11 protein-coding genes are annotated in these 16,703 nt (G+C 55.5%); 7 read left to right on the forward strand and 4 right to left on the reverse strand.

Annotated features, from left to right (window positions below; genetic code table 11):
- Positions 1-68: 68 nt before the first annotated feature.
- Together OGW13_RS23855 and OGW13_RS23860 are read left to right on the forward strand one after the other, a co-directional pair.
- Positions 69-1,049, forward strand: coding sequence for an IS5-like element ISEc68 family transposase (locus tag OGW13_RS23855; RefSeq protein ID WP_000082736.1), 981 nt, complete (start codon positions 69-71; stop codon positions 1,047-1,049).
- Positions 1,050-1,535: 486 nt separating this feature from the next.
- Positions 1,536-1,892: a KPN_00521 family repetitive protein gene (locus OGW13_RS23860; protein ID WP_156595857.1), complete on the forward strand. Its 357-nt coding sequence runs from the start codon at positions 1,536-1,538 to the stop codon at positions 1,890-1,892.
- A gap of 76 nt (positions 1,893-1,968) precedes the next feature.
- On the opposite strand, the gene OGW13_RS23865 is transcribed toward OGW13_RS23860, so the two are convergent.
- The 3 genes from OGW13_RS23865 to tctD form a co-directional block, all read right to left on the reverse strand.
- Positions 1,969-6,615 (reverse strand): autotransporter outer membrane beta-barrel domain-containing protein, encoded by a 4,647-nt coding sequence (locus tag OGW13_RS23865; protein ID WP_287116568.1) that lies wholly within the window; start codon positions 6,613-6,615, stop codon positions 1,969-1,971.
- A gap of 756 nt (positions 6,616-7,371) precedes the next feature.
- Positions 7,372-8,799: a sensor histidine kinase gene (locus OGW13_RS23870; protein ID WP_058586987.1), complete on the reverse strand. Its 1,428-nt coding sequence runs from the start codon at positions 8,797-8,799 to the stop codon at positions 7,372-7,374.
- The gene (tctD, locus tag OGW13_RS23875) at positions 8,786-9,460 is read right to left on the reverse strand and encodes a transcriptional regulator TctD (RefSeq protein ID WP_044255134.1); all 675 of its coding nucleotides are present in this window, start codon (positions 9,458-9,460) and stop codon (positions 8,786-8,788) included. The genes OGW13_RS23870 and tctD overlap by 14 nt, the downstream gene beginning before the upstream one ends.
- A 152-nt stretch (positions 9,461-9,612) precedes the next feature.
- Here tctD and OGW13_RS23880 point away from each other — a divergent pair, with 152 nt between their 5' ends.
- The 3 genes from OGW13_RS23880 to OGW13_RS23890 are packed head-to-tail and all read left to right on the forward strand — an operon-like array spanning position 9,613 to position 12,561.
- A complete protein-coding gene (locus OGW13_RS23880; RefSeq protein WP_054176932.1) occupies positions 9,613-10,590 on the forward strand; it encodes a Bug family tripartite tricarboxylate transporter substrate binding protein in 978 nt (325 codons plus the stop codon).
- A gap of 14 nt (positions 10,591-10,604) precedes the next feature.
- Complete coding sequence (locus tag OGW13_RS23885; RefSeq protein WP_042999651.1) at positions 10,605-11,036, forward strand: tripartite tricarboxylate transporter TctB family protein; 432 nt, start codon at positions 10,605-10,607, stop codon at positions 11,034-11,036.
- A 10-nt stretch (positions 11,037-11,046) separates the two neighbouring features.
- A complete protein-coding gene (locus OGW13_RS23890) occupies positions 11,047-12,561 on the forward strand; it encodes a tripartite tricarboxylate transporter permease (protein ID WP_042999650.1) in 1,515 nt (504 codons plus the stop codon).
- Between the two features lie 86 nt (positions 12,562-12,647).
- Here the strand turns inward: OGW13_RS23890 and OGW13_RS23895 are convergent, their stop codons facing one another.
- Entirely contained in the window at positions 12,648-14,147 is a 1,500-nt protein-coding gene (locus OGW13_RS23895) for an alpha/beta hydrolase (RefSeq protein WP_287116569.1), read from the reverse strand.
- A gap of 273 nt (positions 14,148-14,420) precedes the next feature.
- Between OGW13_RS23895 and glaH the strand changes: the two genes are divergently transcribed.
- On the forward strand, positions 14,421-15,398 hold the full coding sequence (gene glaH, locus OGW13_RS23900; protein WP_042999649.1) for a glutarate dioxygenase GlaH: 978 nt from the start codon (positions 14,421-14,423) through the stop codon (positions 15,396-15,398).
- A gap of 18 nt (positions 15,399-15,416) precedes the next feature.
- Entirely contained in the window at positions 15,417-16,685 is a 1,269-nt protein-coding gene (lhgD, locus tag OGW13_RS23905) for an L-2-hydroxyglutarate dehydrogenase (RefSeq protein WP_042999648.1), read from the forward strand.
- The last annotated feature ends 18 nt before the right edge of the window (positions 16,686-16,703 follow it).

A 16,703-nucleotide genomic window follows, 5' to 3' on the forward strand; every position in this document is an offset into this window, starting at 1 on the left:
GGAAGGTGCGAATAAGTCCGAGATGTGAGATCATCGTGTTGTAACCTGAACCCAGAATGAGTAACCGGATGAGCCAGCAACTGACTTTTGCCGACAGTGAGTTTTCCAGTAAACGCCGCCAGACCCGCAAAGAAGTTTTCCTTGGCAGAATGGATGACTTGCTTCCCTGGGACAAATTACTTGGCGTTATCGAGCCTGTGTATCCCAAGGCCGGTAATGGTCGCAGGCCCTATCCGCTGGAAACCATGCTGCGTATTCACTGCATGCAGCAATGGTACAACCTGAGCGATGAGGCCATGGAAGATGCCCTCTATGAAATCGCCTCCATGCGCCAATTTGCTCGCCTGTCACTGGATAAAGCCATTCCAGACCGCACTACCATCATGAATTTCCGGCATTTGCTGGAGCAGCATGAACTGGCCCGCAAAATCTTCAGTACCGTTAATCACTGGCTAGCAGAGTGTGGCGTTCTAATGACCCAGGGCACCTTGGTGGATGCCACCATCATTCAAGCCCCCAGCTCTACCAAAAACAAACACAACAGCCGTGATGAAGACATGCACCAGACCAAGAAAGGTAACCAGTGGTACTTCGGCATGAAAGCGCACATTGGCGTGGACGCCAAAAGTGGCCTGACCCACAGTCTGGTGACCACGGCGGCTAACGAGCACGACCTCAATCAGGTTGGCAAGTTACTGCATGGCGATGAAGAATTTATCTCAGCCGATGCTGGTTATCAGGGGGCCGAAAAGCGCGATGAGCTCAGCGATGTCAGCGCAGACTGGCTTATCGCCAAGCGTCCCGGCAAAGTGAATGCATTGAAGCAACACCCGCGCAAGAACAAGCTGGCCATCCGTTACGAATACCTGAAAGCGAGTATCCGAGCGAAGGTTGAGCATCCATTTCGGATAGTAAAATGTCAGTTTGGTTTCGTCAAAGCCAGGTACAAGGGGCTGGCTAAAAATGACAGTCAACTGGCGATGTTATTCACCCTGGCGAACCTGGTTCGAGTTGACCAATTGATACGGGCACAGGCGAGATCTACCTGAAATGAGGAAATTAGCCTGAAACAGGGCCAAAATCAGCCACGAAGAGACGATTTTGGGCTGAAAATTGGAAAATTGAGCCACAGGACGTCGATAAAGGACGGTTTGGGGCGTCATATCGGGAGCTGCGGACCACTTAATCGCAACTTCCTTAAAACAGAAACACCGAAAATAAAGAGCAACACAGAAACAATAATAGGGAGAAGAGTGTTACGCATTGTCAGCCCCGGGCGAAAGAAAAGTTATTATTTTGTCGTTGACTCGCTTAACGCCACGAATCTAAAAAGCATGGTAGAAAGAACGATAAATAACCATAGTCATGTCGATATTTATTTGTCGCCGTCAACGCCAATCAGCATGACGCGCTCCTGACGTAACACATGGAAAAAAATCGATATTTCCCGCTTACAGTTTTTTCCTAAAGCCAGCGCTTCGTTTAGATGCCATGCTTAATCACGCTAATAACTTATAACGTAAAGCGAGGACATGATGAAAAAGACTCTAATCGCATTATCTGCACTTCTGCTGGCTTCTCCTGTTTTTGCCGCTACGACACACGCAACCGATAATGATGTCGCTGCCGCACATGAAAACGCAAATACAGCGAAAGAGAAATTACACCAGGCGCAGAATCAGGGTGAAGAGCAAAAACTGAAAGCAGAACACCACGCCGAAGGTAAACAGGATAATATCAGCAGCAAAGTTAGCGAAGGCTCGCAAGAAACCTGGCATAAAACCAAAGAAGGTACTGAAAAAGGCTGGAACGCCACGAAAGAAAGTGCTGAGCAGGGCTGGAATAAAACCAAAGAAGGCGCAGCCAGCGTAGAGAAGAAAATCAGCGAATAAATCTTTCGCCCTGATCATTAAAGAATAAAAAAGCCGCTTACGCGGCTTTTTTATTTCTGCTTTTCCCCGTCTGAACTTACCAGCTGTATTTCACTCCCAGCATGCCCTGGGTATCGCTGTAGCCTTTATCACCCAGTTGCACACCGACATTCCCCCAGACGCTTAAACGGTTATTCAGTTTACCTTCCACCCCGGTACGCACTTCACCCAGATTGCGCGCGCCGTCACGGCTGATTTTCACGCCATCCATCTTCACGCCGAAGGATTCGGTATTGTGGATCCAGTTCACTTCGACATAGGGCTGGAACTCACGCTGCTGTCCGTCATCCATTTTGTGATGACTGTTGAGGTACGTTTTCACCCCAAGACGCGTCTGAATGTTGCCATCACCTTCTGTTTCAATGCGCGTACCATCATGCCGGGTATGCGAATCCGATTTCACGCCCATCCAGGTGACCTGTGCCTGCGGCTGGATGTACCAGGTGTTCAGAGAACCCTGGCTGCCGCTGAACGTACCGGCTTTCAGGGTGTAACCCGCTTCCAGCGAGGCCGTCAGCCCTTTAGAGTCATAGCTGTCGCTCTCACGCTCGTCCGCATCCACCGTGTTGTCGAACCAGTTGTACAGCAACCAGCTATCAACATACGCCCCCGTGTTATCCACGGCATTCTGATACCAGGTTCCGTACAGACCGGCGCTGTAGCCGCTGGTACGTCCGTCTGAACCGTATCCTGCACGGTTACTCTGGGTGTTGCTGTGCTCATTGGCGTAACCGCCCATCACGCCGAGATGCCAGCGGTCCAGCCCATCCATACTCCACTGTGCAATGTCGCCGCCCAGTTGCAGCACGTAGCGATTGCTCTGTGTTTTCAGTTGGCCGTCCCCCGCCGAGGAACGTTCATGCCCGCCGACGTGGCGCATCCACATGCTGCCAGCCAGCCCTTCATCCTGGAGCGCATTGCTGTACTGCGGCTCGCCGAGACGATCGTGCAGACGGTGAGCAAACAGCGTGTTCGCAGCAGAAATATTGCTGGTATAGCTACCCGCTTCCGGTCGCAGAACATCCACCGTCCGCGGATCAACAACCGGCGGGTTGTCCGAATCAATCACACCATTCCATTTGCTGGTCAGATACCAGTTTTTCGCCGCCTCGCCGGTTCCCTTCGCCAGCGTGTAGACATACGCACCGGCCTCCACGGAGCCACGGGTCAGGGCGAATTGACCGGCTGAATTGCCCTCCACTTGCACCAGTTCAATGCCGTTGCGGGTCTGCGCGCCAATACCGCCGACATTATTGACGTCCACCCGCGTGTTACCGGAGGTATCGCCATGTACGGTCAGTTTGTCCGTGGCGGAATCATCACCGCCGAGGGCTGTGTTAAATACCATCAGACCGTCATTACCGTGGTAGTTACCGTTCACATCCAGGTGATTACCCGGCTGCATACCCGAACGCCCCAGGATCACAGTGCCGCTGTGAGTCAGATTGCCGCCGACTGTAAAGTCGGACACCTGCATCGTCCCGCCGCTCATCACATCCACATCCCCGGCGGTACGACCATACCCCGACAGGGTAGCGCCATCGTGAATATTTACCTGCTGGTTAGCCATATCGACGGCAGAATCGGCATCGCTACCCAGCGCAATCTCACCGTCGAGAATATCGGTGGTGCCCGTCCAGGAGGCCAAATCCTGTTTCAGTGTCAACACGCCGCTACCGGTCTTGGTCAGATTGCCTGTGCCGCTAATGGCATTGTCCAGCGTCCAGTCCGTGTCCGTCGCTACCGTCAACAGGCCGTTATCCGTCACAGAAGCAGTGCCAAGGTTCTGCTGTTCACTGACGGTCAGTTTGTTGTCTGTGTCGATATTGAACAGGCCGCTAAAACCGCTGTTATCCCCGCTGACGACCACATCTGACATGTTTGCCACATCAATGCCGCCCGCTCCGCTGAGGGTGTTCGTCAGCGTGCCGACAACGCCATTCAGGGTTAATGTCCCGCCGTCGACGATATCGCCGCTGCCTGCACCCAGCACATCATTTACGCTCACTTCCGCCCCGCTGCTGATGGTCGTTTTGGCCGTCAGGGCGGCGTTAGCACCATCAATCGTTAACAGGCCGCCGTTAACATTCAGCGCGCCGCTGCCGGTCAGACTTCCCTCGCTAAGCCCACCGTTCGACAGGGTCAGCGAGCCGCCATTTAGTGCTAAGGTAGAGTTTGACTGTCCTGTCAACGTACCCGCCGTCTGGGTTGTACCATTGAGATCGGCGGTCGCTCCACTACTGATGTGCAATTCGCTGGTCTCGCCCAACGCGCCATCGGCGTCGGTGCGCAACGTCCCTGCCTGTACCTGCGTGGCACCACTGTAGTCGTTCAGGCCGTTGGAGAGCGACACGACATCAGCCGTATTCACCGCCAGATTGCCGCTGCCGGAGATCGTCGCCGACATATCAGCGCCCGCACCCGTCGCCCCCGCATACGGCGACAGCACCAACGTTTGTCCGGAGAGAATATCCAACGCCTTCAGACCGTAGTTTACATACAGGCCATTACCCGGTGCAGTGGTCAGGCGAAAACCATACTGCCCGTTCGCCACGGTCGTCCCGTTCTGCGCTATCTGAAGGGTTTTATCTGCCGCAATCGGCGCACCGTTTTGATCGGCAAGCGTCAGTGAACCACCCGACCCAAGCACAATCGACGCTTTCACCAGCTGTACGCCAATCCCGGTGTCATCCTGCTGGAGCAGGTTTGCGGTAGTATCTGGATTCGCCGCCGCGCCAGTATCGTTCCAGGGATCGGCAAGGTTTACTTTCACCGTGCCGGTACCGTCTGCCTGGTGTTCGCGTCCGTTGTACATTACCCCCGCTGCGCCGGCAACCAGGGTATTGACCGACACCAGACTGTCGGAGATCGTTGACCCCGGAAGCGTAACGTCAAAAGCCAGCGTGCCCCCATTAAAAAGTAGCCCCGTAAGATCCTGCGTACCGCTGACGGTTGTGGTGTTCCCCGCACTGCTGATTAACAGCGATTGTGCCAATGACGAAGCGTTATTCCCGGAAAGCGCAAATGTGCTATTTCGCAACTCAACCGCTCCGCGAAAACTGTTGCCGACGGCAGGCGTAAAGGAAAAGACATCATCTCCAGCGTGCAGATTGACAGACATCAACCCCGTGCCGTTCAACACATTGCTAAAAGCAAAGTCATTAGTGCTGGTGTCGGTGGCACCGACAATTTCGAGCGTGCCATCACTGCCAATCGTCACTTCACTGCTGCCAAGGCCGGTTCTGTTAGCGCTAGATTGCTGAGCCGAGGTGAGCGTGCCGCCATTGACCAGGGTCTTCCCGCTGTAGGTATTGTCCCCCGTCAGTACGGTATGCCCGGCCTGATGAACAATCGTTCCCTGGCCGGTAATCGGCATAGCGAGCTGATATCCTCCCGCGGTGGAGGGATCGTTGGTGGTGTGATTGAGCACAAGAGAACCGGTACCCGAGCCAAACGTCACGCCGGTCACGCCGGAAATCACGCCCGCTCCGGCGGCGGCCTGTCCCTGAGCCGCGCCAATGTTCACTACGCCGGTGCTTGAGGCATTCTGCGCAATGAACAGTTTGCCATTCAGGTTAAGCGCGCCGCTGTTACTCAGGTTGAGAGTACCGTCGCCCACGGCGCCGACGGTGGCTGACGTCGCATCCAGACGCGATCCGGCGCCATTGATATTCACCGTCCCCTCGCCGCCATTTGCCGCCAGGCTCACCGCGCTGGCAACCACTTTCCCACCCGACTGAATATCCAGTATCCCTGTCGCGGAATGACCCACGTTGAGTTTTTTGGTGACGTCACTGGCGTCAGCGATCCGCCATTCCCCGCCGTTACTGATATTCACTCGCCCGTAACCAGCAGGCGAACGTCCCAGCATACTGTCGGCGCTACTGCGTACAATGGCAGAGTCAGAGATATTCAGCGTTCCCGAACCATAATCCCCGACCCGCAGCGCGCCGGTGCTCATTGTTGAATTCTGACCGCTAACGCTGACGGTTCCGACCCCGGCCTCAAAACTGCCAATCGTTGTCATACCGGCGTTCAGCGCACCGCCCTCTTCAATGTTAATCACTCCTGTGCCGCCATAACCAATATTCAGGTCCTGGAGCGCCCCCGAAGAATTCACTAAATTCCACAGTCCACCCGAACGGATCGTAGCGGACCCGTGACTGCCATTTGATCCGCCCAACACGCCCAACCCTGAAGTATTCACCACCGCAGCGTTGGAGATGGTCATGGTGCCGACACCGTACTCGGCAATGGTCATCGCTCCTGAACGTAACGAAGAGCCGGAACCATCGACGTTCACCGTACCGTTCGCCTGGGTGTTATCGCCGATAATGAGCTTGTAGACATCCGATCCTGCCACCACACCGCCCGCGAGAATATTCAGTGTGCCCACGCCGTTCATGCCGATGAAAGTGTAGTAATCCAGTGAATATCCCGTCGCCACGTTGACCACCTCGCCATTATCAATAATGGCCGAATAGGCGGGCAGAGAGGCCAGCAGCAGCAGTGACAGGGCACTACGTTTAAAAAGCGGTTGCAAAGCATGATGTTGTTGCGCGGAAGAGGACGTTGTTTTCAAAGATGAATGGGTTGATGACTGGCTTTTCCCTCTCACCAACTCGGAACAAACCTGAAATACCTTCAGAACTTCATTCCATATAACGCGATAATTTGTGTTCATAAAAAATGCTCATAATCTGATAAAATGTTTATATGCGGTGTAATTGTTTTTAATACGCAACATAGAATCGATAAGCTTCCCTCACCTGGAAATGGGAAATAGAGGGCTATTCAGAAATGAATTCTGAACAGTCTTAAATTAAATAATCTATTGGTGGTGTTATAATGATTTCACATATTGTCTCCGACAATAGTATCCATGCATGAGTAAATAACGAACATCCAGGTTCCACGATTTACTCTCCGGAGAGGGCGTTAATGAATCACAGACCATCGTCAGAAATAAAAAACAATATTATGCAAATATATAACGCGTATCCCTGTACAAAACATCCACTCATGCCAGTTGGTGACTGACAACACACGATAAATTCAGACCTTCTGGTGACGACCCGGGATCGGTTCGGCGGCAGCCATTGCGGCTTGCTGTTTGGTTAATAATGTTTATGTAATTCTTGCGCTCAGTTTTACACTCGCCTAAAAAGCTGTCAATACGCCCCCGGACTATTAGCCTGAACATTAATATCAGAAAATAATAATTAGTGAGCATAAATTCCTGGGAAGGACAGATGACGAAATTCTATTTTTCCGTATCATGAAAGGGGAAATAGAGAGGAACCCAGGATTTTTATATTGCGTAATAAGATTTTTAACATTTTGCCAGCGTGTAAAAACTACCTTTGAAAAGCACTTTTTGCTAAAAGCTTTTATGGCCCAATGTGGTAATTCCGGCTATCTGATTGTCTATAAAGAATATTTATGTTTTCATCGGGATGTGAGCGACCACTAAAAAGCGAACCCGAACATGTAAACCGCCTAACGTATTACTGCGTGAAAGATGAGGATGGGTGCGATGCAAACGGGCAATATCAGAAACCAGCGCCAGGCCAATGCCTGCTCCGGCTTCCGTTCCGGCATTTTCAAGACGATGGAACGGCAGCATTGCCTGATGAATCTGTTCATCTTCGATGCCAGGACCACTGTCTTCGACCTCCAGCACCACGGCCTCACCTTCCCGACGTAACCTGGCGGTCACCGTCCCTTGCGCCGGGGTATATTTCAGGGCGTTATCCAGCAAATTACCGCACAATTCCCCCAGCAGGACATCATCACCGTCTATCCATATCGCCTCCAGCACGCCTTCATAACCCAGGTCGATGCCTTTACTGCGCGCCTGCGCCAGTCGCGTGAAACAGCTCGTCTGCACCACCTCGAACAGATTGACCGGTGAAAACTGCCGCTCCCCCTGCTCTTTTCGCTTCACCGCTGAAAGCTGTAACAACCTTTCCGTCAGCAGGATGGTGTTGTCCAGCGTCGTACTCATCGCCCGTAAACTCTCGTGCCACTGCTGAGGCTGTTCGCTGGCAAGCGCCACGGCGGCCTGCGTTTTCAACACGGCCAGCGGGGTTTTCAGTTGATGAGAGGCATCGGCGCTAAACCGTTCCTGCCGGGAGATCAGCGCGCGCAGGCGATCGAGATAGCGGTTAAACGCGACGATCAGCAACCGCGTCTCCGACCAGGGCAGCAGTTCAGGTAACGGTGTCAGGAGTTCCGGTTCACGTCGCACCATCAGTGAGGAGAGCTGACGCATCGGCCGCAGCACGCGGCGCAGCAGCCAGCCGACCAGCACCAGCGTCAGCAGCACCAACAAACCCTGCGTTACCGATGACGAAAACAGCAGTTGTCCTGCCAGGTAACGCCGCGATTGTAGCGTCTCTGCGACGTAGATCTCCGCCATCCCGACAATGCCGCCCTCGTTTACCGGCTGCAACAGGCGCGCCACGCGAATGGCCTGCCCCTGATATTGCGTATGATAAAACCAGGCCAGCGCAGGGTAGAGTTGCGTGCGAGAGGTGGAAGGCGGCATTGCCGGCAGGTCGTCGTAACCCGAAATCACCTTCCCCGACGGGTCCACCACTTTATAGTACAGCCGGTCGTTCATGTTCAGTTCAAAGCTGTCCAGCACCACCCACGGAACATTGACCTCCAGCGTTGCATTGCGGACCACCAGCCGCTCCGCCACCGTGCGGGCAGACGACAGCAGCGTGCGGTCATAGGCCTGCGTTGCCGCCTGCAGGGCGCTGACGTAGCTGTTAAACGCCGACAGTCCCCACAGCAGAATCAACGGTAGACCAAGAAACAGCATCAATTGCAGGTATAACGACTGGGGTTTAACCCACCTCATTGCCGCACTCCAGCACGTATCCCAGCCCGCGGAGCGTGGTGATCCGCACATTGCTGCCCTGTAATTTTTTCCGCAGACGATGAATGTACAGTTCGATACTTTCGGGGCTGACCTCATCGTTCAGGCTGAAGACCTGTTCGAACAACTGCTGGCGCGATACCGGACGGGTTCTGCGATACATCAGCACCGTCAATAGCGCCAGTTCACGCGGGGTGAGCGCCAACGGTTGCTGCTGAAGCAAGAAATATCCTTCGTCATGGAATGCCAGATCGCCCAGTTGCTGAAGCTCCTGTACCTGTCCCGCACTGCGCCGGAGCAAAGCCCGCAGCCGGGCGTCCAGTTCCTCAAGTTCGAAGGGCTTGGGCAGATAATCATCCGCTCCGGCATTGAGTCCTTTTACCCGATCCGCCACCGCGCTACGCGCTGTCAGCAGCAGCACCGGCAGCGTCTGCGCACGCTTACGCAGACGCTGCACCACTTCCAGTCCGTCGATCCCAGGCATATTGATATCCAGAACCGCCAGCGCATAGGTTTCGCTATGCAGAAGATGGTCGGCAGCCAGTCCGTCGAACACACAGTCCACGGCGAATCCGTTCTGCACCAGCGCTTTTTCCAGCCAGTGAGCCAGCTCACGGTTATCTTCCGCCAATAAGAGACGCATATCACATCCTGTAAAGTTTCTGCCGCATTGAAAGGGAAATGAAAGGTTAATGTTTTAACAATCACGCAACTGAACCGCTACATGTTGGTTCACATAATCAAAAAATAATCTTCCGAACCCTACCATCCGGTTCTCCGGCGTGAGGATAAATAATGAAAAAACAGTTCGTTCGTACCCTTGCTGCAAGCGTTTTACTGATGAGCACCTCTGTCCTGGCGCAAGAAGCGCCGTCGCGTACCGAATGTATCGCCCCGGCGAAACCGGGCGGCGGCTTTGACCTTACCTGCAAACTGATTCAGGTAAGCATGATGGAAACCGGCGCTATCGAGAAACCGATGCGCGTCACCTACATGCCAGGCGGCGTGGGCGCAGTCGCCTATAACGCGATCGTCGCGCAACGGCCCGCCGAAGCGGGGACGGTCGTGGCGTTCTCCGGCGGTTCGCTGTTGAACCTGTCGCAGGGTAAATTTGGTCGTTACGGCGTGGATGATGTGCGCTGGCTGGCGAGCGTCGGTACGGACTACGGCATGATCGCCGTGCGCGCCGACTCACCGTGGAAGTCACTGAAAGATCTGCTCACCGCGATGGAAAAAGATCCCAACAGCGTGGTGATTGGCGCCGGGGCCTCTATTGGCAGCCAGGACTGGATGAAGTCGGCGCTACTGGCGCAACAGGCTCACGTCGATCCGCACAAGATGCGCTATGTCGCCTTTGAAGGCGGCGGCGAACCAGTCACCGCACTGATGGGCAATCATGTACAGGTGGTTTCCGGCGATCTCAGTGAGATGGTGCCCTATCTGAGCGGCGATAAAATCCGCGTCCTCGCCGTCTTCTCTGAAAACCGTCTGCCCGGACAACTCGCCAATGTGCCTACCGCCAAAGAGCAGGGTTACGACCTGGTCTGGCCCATCATTCGCGGCTTTTATGTCGGCCCGAAAGTCAGTGATGCCGAGTATCAATGGTGGGTGCAGGCATTTGAAAAACTCCAGCAGACCGACGCGTTCAAAAAGCAGCGCGACCTGCGCGGCCTGTTCGAATTCAATATGACGGGTCAACAGCTTGATGAGTATGTCAAAAAACAGGTGACCGGTTACCGCGAGCAGGCGAAAGCCTTTGGCCTGGCGAAATAAAGATGGAGGCTCCGATGAGCGATCGTATTTTCGCCGGTATCTGGCTGTTGCTGTGTATCGCCGGGCTGTTTATCGCCTGGCAAATTCAGAGTGAATACAGTTACGAACCGGTCGGCCCGCGTCCGTTTCCGCTGGGGATTATCGCCCTGATGGCGCTGTGCGCGCTGGCACTCCTGTTACGCCATCCAGATGTTGTGGACTGGCCGCGCCGGCACGTCCTGCAAAAACTGTTAACCATGGTGATCGTCCTGTTGATGTACGCCTGGGGCTTTGAGTGGCTGGGCTTCCCTGTCGCCACCGCCATTCTGACGCTGGTGATTGGCATTCTGTTTGGCGCCACATTACCCGCCGCGGGCATTTCCGGCGCGATCCTCGGCGTCGCCCTGTGGTATGCCTTCGACCGCCTGCTTGATGTCACCTTACCGCTCGGCGCCTGGCTGAGTTAACGGAGAAACGATGGATACCTGGATATATCTTTCTCAGGGTTTTGCGGTGGCGATGACGCCGGAAAACCTGGTGATCGCGCTGATCGGCTGCTTCGTCGGCACCATTGTCGGTCTGCTGCCGGGTCTGGGGCCGATCAACGGCGTGGCGATCCTGTTGCCACTGGCCTTTGCTTTGCATCTGCCAGCGGAATCGGCGCTAATCCTGCTGGCAACGGTTTACATTGGTTGCGAATACGGCGGACGCATTTCGTCGATTTTGCTCAACGTGCCCGGCGATGCGGCGGCAATTATGACCGCGCTGGACGGCTACCCGATGGCGCAACAGGGGCGCGGCGGCGTCGCGCTCTCTATTTCAGCGGTCAGTTCCTTCTTTGGCTCACTGATCGCCATCGGCGGAATCATTCTGTTCGCCCCCTTACTGGCGCAATGGTCGCTGGCGTTTGGTCCGGCAGAGTACTTCGCGCTCATGGTTTTTGCGATTGCCTGTCTTGGCAGCATGATGGCGCAAAATCCGCTGAAATCGTTTCTGGCGGCGCTGATTGGTCTGGGACTGGCGACCGTCGGCGTTGACGCCAACACCGGGGTGTATCGCTTTACCTTTGACAGCGTGCATCTTTCTGACGGCGTGCAGTTTATCGTCGTGGTGATCGGCCTGTTCTCGGTTTCTGAAATCCTGCTGATGCTGGAACATACCAGCAGCGGGCAGAAACTGGTACGCAAAACAGGGCGCATGCTGTTCAACGCCAAAGAAGGCGCGCAGTGCGTCGGCGCGACGCTGCGCTCGTCGGTGATTGGCTTCTTCGTCGGCGTGCTGCCGGGCGCGGGTGCCACCATCGCCAGCGCCATCACCTACATGACCGAGAAAAAAATCAGCGGCAACAGCGACAGCTTCGGCAAAGGCGATATTCGTGGGGTTGCCGCACCAGAAGCGGCGAATAACGCGTCGGCCTGTGGCTCGTTTATTCCGATGCTGACGCTGGGCGTGCCGGGTTCCGGCACCACGGCCGTGATGATGGGTGCCCTAACCCTGTACAACATCACGCCGGGACCGGCGATGTTTACCGAACAACCGGATATCGTCTGGGGATTGATTGCGGCTCTGCTGATTGCCAACGTGATGCTGCTGGTGATGAACATTCCGCTGATCGGCCTGTTCACCCGGATGCTGACCATCCCACTGTGGTTCCTGGTACCGGCTATCGCGGCGGTTTCCGCTGTCGGGGTGTACGCCGTACACAGTACAACCTTCGATCTGGTGCTGATGGTCGCGCTCGGCGTGCTGGGCTACGTTCTGCGCAAAATGCACTTCCCGATGTCGCCGCTGATCTTAGGCTTTGTGCTGGGCGAAATGCTCGAACAAAACCTGCGCCGTGCGCTGTCGATCAGCAACGGCAATATGGCGATTCTGTGGGAAAGTAGCGTCACCAAAGTGCTGCTGGTGATGGCGGTGGCAGTCATTGTGATCCCGCCGCTGTTACGGATCCTCCGTAAGCGCCACACCAAACCGCAGGTGGATGTCGGGTAATGCCTCGCCGGATGGCGCTTCGCTTATCCGGCCTACCCGCAACCCAGGCCGCATAAAACACGCCGCGTTGTCATCCGGCAACAGTCTCAATTCTTAACATTCCTTCCGATAACCGCCTCAATCCGTTCCTTCATATAGGGAAAGAACGGATTCGAGGTGACACGCATTAACGTATCCAGCCCCACCAGCAGCGTGGAGGTCTCTCCGCGCAGCGCAATCGTGCCAATGCTCAGCCCATAGCGATTCAACACATCCGGCTCCAACCCATACAACGAATCGGTCAGTGGAAAGGGCACCGCCACATGCGACAACGAATACATCTCCTGCGGCCAGGCCTCCTGTAACGGCTGAACCTGCACATCACGCGTTCCGGCGAGGGTGTCACGCGCCACCACGGCCAGCGTTTCTGCCGTGGCATTAGTGACCACCGTTGTGCGGTAAGCTCGCGGTACGGAGGGCAGCAACGTCGCGGCGGCGGTATAAGAAGATGTCCGCAGCAGAGGGCGCAGGTTAGCCGCCTGATTGATATCAAACAGCACCAGTTCGCTGCCGTTAGGTCCCAGATAGCGATACAACGACTCCACTACCGCCTGGGTGCTGACGGTGGAATCCATTACCGACTGGAAGGTCAGCACCGGCGGCAGATCGTGAAGTCGCATAGTCTGCGCATCCTGCACAATTTGCTGCTGTAGCGCTTTGGTCAGCAGATAAGACTGCCGCGCCGCATTGACAGGAAACGAATTGTATTTGAAGGGGTTAAATTCTGGCGTGACGTTGAGCCACGCGGCTTTGGCAAACGCGGGAAACAGCGCCGGCAGTCCCGCCAGCCCGGCAAAACGGGCGAAGGAGGTGACGCCAATCATCGGCGACAGCAACACCACCTGACGCGGACGTCGCAGCGTGGCGTCGTCCAGACTGTCCAGCGTGTATTTCAGCGCCAGCGCGCCGCCGTTAGAGTACCCCACCAGATGCAGCGGCACCTCGTTACCCGCCAGTCTCGTCGCCTCACGCACCGCCAGACGTGTCGCGGCCAGCCACGCTTCCCAGTCGACCGCCGTTAACGCGCCTGGCGCGGTACCGTGTCCGGGCAGGCGTGGCACCACGGCGATAAATCCCTGCTGCTGGTAGATCCGGGCGATATCTTTCAGGCTGTAGGGCGAGTCTGTCAGGCCGTGGAGCATCACGGCAACGCCGCGCGGTTTGCCTTGCGGCATCAACACGAATGAGCGGTTCCAGTTGGGGGTAAATTGCGCCGGAGCAACCCGACTGCCCAACCAGAAACGGTTGATCGGCGTCTGCTCATCCGGGCTCAGCGTATCGCCCACCTGTTTTTGTAGATCGGCAAACAGCGCCGCTTCCCGTACCTGATACTGCGCAAAGGTGGCGTTATCCAGCGCCGCCGCGCTCATTTCATTCCCGTGCCAGGTATGCCAGGAATGAAGATCAGGCCCACTCTCTGTCTGATACACCCGCACGCCGAGAAAAATAATCAGTACCACCAGCAGCGTCAGCACCACGTGTTTGATCAGCGCCAACAGGCCGGAACTGACCCACTTCACCCGACGGAAGAGGTTTTTAAGCAACATGTTTATCCCGAACCTCGCTCATCAGACACACCGCAACCGGCGTTAGTGTAGGCTAACCGGCGGTTTCCTCAACCTTTTCCGCCCTTTTCTCCCGATACGCATGCATTTATCCCTGCATTTAATAATGTTAAGTATTTGTTGTTTTTGATCACAAAAAAGAAACAAAAAGTTCATTTTGTGCGCGTTTTATAAAAATGTAGATATTTTTAATTTATGGCTACGAAATGAGCTTCGCCATGTCTCCCTGACCATCTACTGAGAGGATCGATTCTGATGAATGCACTGACTGCCGTTAAACCAAACGCTGAAGATCCAGGCCAACCTGGCAACGGATTTACGCTGAAACCGTCAGCCCAATCCCCACGTCTGCTGGAGCTGACCTTTTCCGCCCGGACGACAGAACACTTTCTTCGGCAGGTCGCGCAATGGCCGGTGCAGGCACTGGAATACAAATCGTTCCTGCGCTTCAAAGTGGGCAAGATCCTTGACGATCTGTGCGACAACCAGCTGCAGCCGCTGCTGCTGAAAACGCTGCTGGATCGCGCAAAGGGCGCGTTGCTGATCAACGCAGAAGGCATCGATAACGTGGCGCAGGCTGACGATATGGTCAAACTGGCAACCGCGGTGGCCCATCTGGTTGGACGCTCCAACTTTGATGCCATGAGCGGTCAGTATTATGCGCGCTTTGTGGTAAAAAACGTCGATAACTCAGACAGCTATCTGCGTCAGCCACACCGCGTAATGGAGTTGCATAACGACGGCACCTACGTCGAAGAGATCACCGATTACGTGCTGATGATGAAAATCGACGAGCAAAACATGACCGGCGGCAACTCGCTGCTGCTGCATCTTGACGACTGGGAACATCTTGACGAGTACTTCAGCCACCCACTGGCGCGCCGTCCGATGCGCTTCGCTGCGCCGCCCAGCAAGAACGTCAGTCATGATGTGTACCACCCGGTATTTGACGTCGACCAACAGGGCCGCCCGGTTATGCGCTACATCGACCAGTTTGTGCAGCCAAAAGATTTTGAAGAAGGTGTCTGGCTGAGCGAGCTGTCTGATGCGCTGGAAACCAGCAAAAGCATCCTGTCCGTTCCGGTTTCGGTGGGTAAATTCCTGTTGATCAACAACCTGTTCTGGCTACACGGTCGCGATCGTTTTACCTCGCACCCGGACCTGCGCCGCGAACTCATGCGTCAGCGCGGCTACTTCGCTTATTCCACCCACCACTACCAGACGCATCAGTAAGCGTGAAGGAACAAGCGGATGTATGATTTTGTGATTATTGGCGGCGGCATTATTGGCATGTCGACCGCCATGCAGTTAAGTGAGGTCTATCCGGACGCTCGCATCGCGCTGCTGGAAAAAGAGTCCGGCCCGGCCTGTCATCAGACGGGCCACAACAGCGGCGTGATCCATGCCGGGGTCTATTACACTCCCGGCAGTCTTAAAGCGCAGTTTTGTCTCGTCGGTAACCGTGCGACCAAAGCCTTTTGCGATCAAAACAGCATCCGCTACGACACCTGCGGCAAGATGTTGGTCGCCACCTCTGAACAGGAAATGGAACGGATGCGCGCCCTGTGGGATCGCACCGCCGCGAATGGCTTAGAACGCGAGTGGCTGAATGCGCAGGAATTGCGCGAGCGCGAACCAAACATCACCGGACTCGGCGGCATTTTTGTGCCGTCCAGCGGGATCGTCAGCTACCGGGAGGTCACGGCGGCGATGGCGAAAATCTTCCAGGCCAGAGGCGGCGAAATTATCTACAACGCCGACGTCAGCGCTCTGAAAGAGCACGCCTCGGGCATGGTCGTGCGTACCCGCCAGGGACAGGAATTTGAAGGGTCGACGCTAATTACCTGCTCCGGACTGATGGCCGATCGGCTGGTGAAAATGCTCGGCGTCGAGCCAGGCTTTATCATCTGCCCGTTCCGTGGCGAGTACTTCCGCCTGGCGGCGGAACACAACCATATCGTCAACCATTTGATCTACCCGATTCCCGATCCGGCGATGCCGTTTCTCGGCGTCCATCTCACCCGCATGATCGACGGCAGCGTCACGGTTGGGCCAAATGCGGTGCTGGCGTTTAAGCGCGAGGGCTATCGCAAACGCGACTTTTCGCTCAGCGATACGCTGGAGATCCTCGGTTCTTCCGGCATTCGTCGGGTTCTGCAAAACAACCTGCGCGCCGGTTTAAGCGAAATGAAAAACTCGCTGTGCAAGAGTGGCTATCTGCGACTGGTGCAAAAGTACTGCCCGAGCCTGACGCTAAACGATCTGCAACCGTGGCCTGCAGGCGTCCGCGCTCAGGCCGTTTCGCCGGACGGCAAGCTGATTGACGATTTTCTGTTTGTCACCACACCGCGATCGATCCACACCTGCAATGCCCCCTCCCCTGCGGCGACGTCAGCGCTGCCTATCGGCGCACACATCGTCAGCCAGGTACAAACGCTGCTGGCAAACCAGAGCAACCCCGGACGCACGCTGCGTGCGGCACGTAGCGTGGACACCTTACACGCCGCTTTCACCCGTTAACCTTTTTTCAGACAGGAA

This window comes from Citrobacter sp. Ca225 (genome assembly GCF_030337175.1).
GTDB classification, from domain to species: Bacteria; Pseudomonadota; Gammaproteobacteria; order Enterobacterales; family Enterobacteriaceae; genus Citrobacter_A; species Citrobacter_A amalonaticus.

What these genes read in the sequence shown, in the direction of transcription:
- OGW13_RS23880 (WP_054176932.1), top strand. Translation starts at nt 9,613, where the DNA reads ATGAAAAAACAGTTCGTTCGTACCCTTGCTGCAAGCGTTTTACTGATG.
- OGW13_RS23860 (WP_156595857.1), top strand. Translation starts at nt 1,536, where the DNA reads ATGAAAAAGACTCTAATCGCATTATCTGCACTTCTGCTGGCTTCTCCT.
- OGW13_RS23865 (WP_287116568.1), bottom strand. Translation starts at nt 6,615, where the DNA reads ATGAACACAAATTATCGCGTTATATGGAATGAAGTTCTGAAGGTATTT.
- glaH (WP_042999649.1), top strand. Translation starts at nt 14,421, where the DNA reads ATGAATGCACTGACTGCCGTTAAACCAAACGCTGAAGATCCAGGCCAA.
- tctD (WP_044255134.1), bottom strand. Translation starts at nt 9,460, where the DNA reads ATGCGTCTCTTATTGGCGGAAGATAACCGTGAGCTGGCTCACTGGCTG.
- OGW13_RS23855 (WP_000082736.1), top strand. Translation starts at nt 69, where the DNA reads ATGAGCCAGCAACTGACTTTTGCCGACAGTGAGTTTTCCAGTAAACGC.
- OGW13_RS23870 (WP_058586987.1), bottom strand. Translation starts at nt 8,799, where the DNA reads ATGAGGTGGGTTAAACCCCAGTCGTTATACCTGCAATTGATGCTGTTT.
- OGW13_RS23890 (WP_042999650.1), top strand. Translation starts at nt 11,047, where the DNA reads ATGGATACCTGGATATATCTTTCTCAGGGTTTTGCGGTGGCGATGACG.
- OGW13_RS23895 (WP_287116569.1), bottom strand. Translation starts at nt 14,147, where the DNA reads ATGTTGCTTAAAAACCTCTTCCGTCGGGTGAAGTGGGTCAGTTCCGGC.
- lhgD (WP_042999648.1), top strand. Translation starts at nt 15,417, where the DNA reads ATGTATGATTTTGTGATTATTGGCGGCGGCATTATTGGCATGTCGACC.
- OGW13_RS23885 (WP_042999651.1), top strand. Translation starts at nt 10,605, where the DNA reads ATGAGCGATCGTATTTTCGCCGGTATCTGGCTGTTGCTGTGTATCGCC.